At 57.3% G+C, this 3278-nt stretch carries 2 protein-coding genes; both read right to left on the reverse strand.

Translation table 11 applies throughout. The features are described from left to right. Positions 1 to 313 (reverse strand): hypothetical protein (locus GX108_07500; protein ID NLO56877.1); only part of this gene is annotated, 313 nt, incomplete at its 3' end. Continuing rightward, positions 288 to 3278: DEAD/DEAH box helicase (locus tag GX108_07505; GenBank protein NLO56878.1), on the reverse strand; the 2991-nt coding region annotated here is incomplete at its 5' end. The genes GX108_07500 and GX108_07505, both read right to left, overlap by 26 nt.

Below are 3278 nucleotides of genomic sequence, written 5' to 3' on the forward strand. Positions count from 1 at the left end.
CGTGGGGATGCCTCCTCACCAATTTTTCGTTGAGACATCTTATGGAGTCGGCCAGATCGAAAAGACCTTCCTCCATACATACCTGAGCGACGAAAACCACCTGAAGAAGCAGGTCGCCGCTTTCCTCGCAAATAGCTGCCGGGTCCTCCTTTTCGATGGAGTCCACCAGTTCGTAGGCCTCTTCCAGTATGAAAGGCCTCAGGCTCTCCAGGGTCTGTTCCCTATCCCAGGGACAACCGCCGGGCTCCCGGAGCCTTCCCATTATTGAAAGAAGTTTAACCATCTGATCATTTACCTTCGATGATATGGCCATCATCCATCTCCCCGGGCTCCGTTTTGGGGGCGCCTTTGATCATTTCGGCCAGTTCTACCATCCCCCGGTACCCCCCAGGTCCTGTTAGAATGCCGCTTGATGCCAACACCCACCCAACTTTACAGGAAGCGAGTCCCTTGAGCTTCAGGGGGTCACCCCCGGCCTGAGTCTCCCTAAGGGCGCAATGAACGTATTGTAACCCATTGCGACGCCCGGTGGACCGGACTTTCGCCGAGGCCAGCATAAACGCGACCGATTGGGGAATAGGACCAAAGCGTTCCCTGACCTCCTTCTCCAATTCGAGCACTTCCGATATGCTGTCGGCCCTCAGGAGCCTCCTGAAAAGAGCTATCCTCACGCTGGATTGGGGCACGTAGGAACTGGGAAGGACCACAGGGATGCGGATTTCCATTTTTACTCCCGGGCCGGGTTCACCACCGGACTCGGAGGCAATCTCCTCCTCGAGCATCTTGAAGTAGGCATTGAAGCCGATCCTGTCTACATGTCCATGTTGGCGGGTCCCGATCAACTGCCCACCGCCACGGATTTCCATGTCCCTTTTTGCGAGGGCAAAACCACCTCCCCTGTCGTTCAGGCTGGCGATCGCTTCGAGACGTTCAAGGGCTTCATAGGGTATGACCCTATCGGGAGGATAAAAGAAAAAGGCGAAGGCCTGTTCCTCCCTTCTTCCTACCCTGCCCCTCAGCTGGTACATCTGGGCCAGGCCAAGATCCTGAGCGTTATCGATGATAAGGGTGTTGGCCCCGGGAAGATCGAGACCGCTCTCGATGATGGTAGTGCAAACGAGGAGGTCCGTCTCCCTCCTGGTAAACTTGATCATGGCCTCTTCCAGTTTTCTCTCTTCCATCCGGCCGTGGACGACATCCACCCTGAGGCCGGAGAAAATCGACCTCGTCCTGGCGGCGACGTCTTCTATGGTCTCAATCCTGTTATGGACAAAGAAGACCTGCCCCCCCCTGGCCCTCTCCCTGAAGACAGCCTCCCTGAAAAGGTCGTCCCTCCAGGGGCCTACGTAGGTCATGACCGGCTGGCGCCGATAAGGAGGGGAGGATATCATAGAAATGTGGCTTAACCCTCCCAGGGCCATGTGGAGCGTCCTTGGGATGGGTGTTGCCGAGATGCTTAGTACATCGATGGACGGTTCCAGTTTCTTCAATCGTTCCTTGTGCAAGACGCCAAAACGGTGTTCCTCGTCGATGACGACCAGTCCGTGCCTGCGGAACTTCAAGTCACCCTGGAGAAGCCGGTGAGTCCCGAAGATCACGTCCACAAGTCCCCTCTCTATGTCCTTCTTTATCTCTTCCTGCCTCTTCCGAGGAACGAACCGGGAGAGGAGTTCGGCCCTCACCGGAAGGTCGGCAATCCTAGCGGAAAAGGACTCGAAGTGCTGGAGAGCGAGGAGCGTAGTGGGAACGAGGAAAGCCGTCTGGCGCCCCCCCTCGGCGGCCTTTACGGCCGCCCTGAAGGCAACCTCGGTCTTTCCAAAACCCACATCGCCGACGAGCAGCCTATCCATCGGGAGAGGATCTTCCATGTCCCTCTTAACGGAGCGGATAGAGGATACTTGGTCGCTGGTCTCCTCGTAGGGGAAAGCGCTCTCGAACTTTGCCAACAGATCGCCATCGGGAGGCAGCGGTTCCTTCTTGCTCGTCTCCCTCACCGCGTAAAGTGCGAGGATCTGTCGGGCTGCCTCTTTGGCCTTCTCCCTGGCCTTGAGCGACGCCTTCTTCCACGCGGTACCCCTCAGGTTGTCCAGTTGGGGTTCTTCTCCGGAAAAAGTCGGGAAGGGGGTGATCTTGTAAAGCTGCACCAGGGGGAGAAGAAGCCTCCTGTTCTCTGCAAAGAGCAGCACCAGGCAGTCCCGATCCATGCCGTCAGAGGTAATTCTTTCGATGCCCAGGTTCTGGGCGATGCCATAGTCTTCGTGGATCACGAAGTCTAGATCGCCGATCCTCTCCTCCCACTCCCTCGGAGGGATCCGGATGATCCTTCCCTCCCGGGAGACAGGGGTTACGCCCACCAGGTCGCTATCGGTGAGAAACACCTTTCTTTCCAAGCGATCCACAAAACCCTTTGAAAGGATCCCCTCCTTGGGATTGATTCCCATCTCGGATGCCCATTGGGCCAGCAAATCATTGGACGTAAAGAGACTCAAGTCAAAACCGTCGTCGAGCCAACCCCTGATGATCGATTCGGCCGCCTCCAGTCTTCCCCTGAAGGATTGGACCTCGGTTATGGGAACCCGCAGGTCCGCCCCCTGGATGAACCGGGAGACCGAAGAGCGTCGGTAATCGGAAAGCCTGAGGAGCTCTTCCTCCCAGGTAATGAGGAGATCCTCCCCTTCTTCGGCCGCCATTCTATTCCATATCCACCGGTAGGCTTCCGCCGATCGTTCAAGCGCCGGTGGTTCGAAGAGGACGATGCCGGTCTCGGGCGGCAGCATCTCATCAAACCGCATCCCGACTCCTCCCGTCAACGCCAGGACGCGGGTGAGCCCCATGGGAGAACGGCTTCTCTGGCTTTCAGGGTCGAAAAGGTGGATGCTCTCTATCCGATCATCGAAAAATTCGATCCTGAGGGGCAGGCGGTAGGAAGGGTCAAAGATATCGACGATGCTGCCCCTGCTGACATACTGTCCTTCCTGCCAGACCAGGTCCGACCTCCTGTACCCTGAGGCGACGGCCCATTCGAGGAAACAGTCTCTATCCAGGGCAAGACCCGCATCGACATCGACGCCGGCTGAGGGGAGGCTAAGGGGGGTCAGGATTGCCGAGGGGGTCGCGACGATACAGCCGCCGGTGGCATTCCATTTTTCAACGGCGCTGCCCCTTTCGATCCTGATCGCTTCGCTCGAGAGGTATTCCTGGGTGAGAGGGATCTCTGAAAGGACATGAATCTCTTCCCCGGAGAAAAGAACCTTCCAGTCCGAAACGAACTCCGACAG

Origin of the sequence: Thermovirga sp. (genome assembly GCA_012523215.1) — a bacterium.
Taxonomy (GTDB): domain Bacteria; phylum Synergistota; class Synergistia; order Synergistales; family Thermovirgaceae; genus 58-81.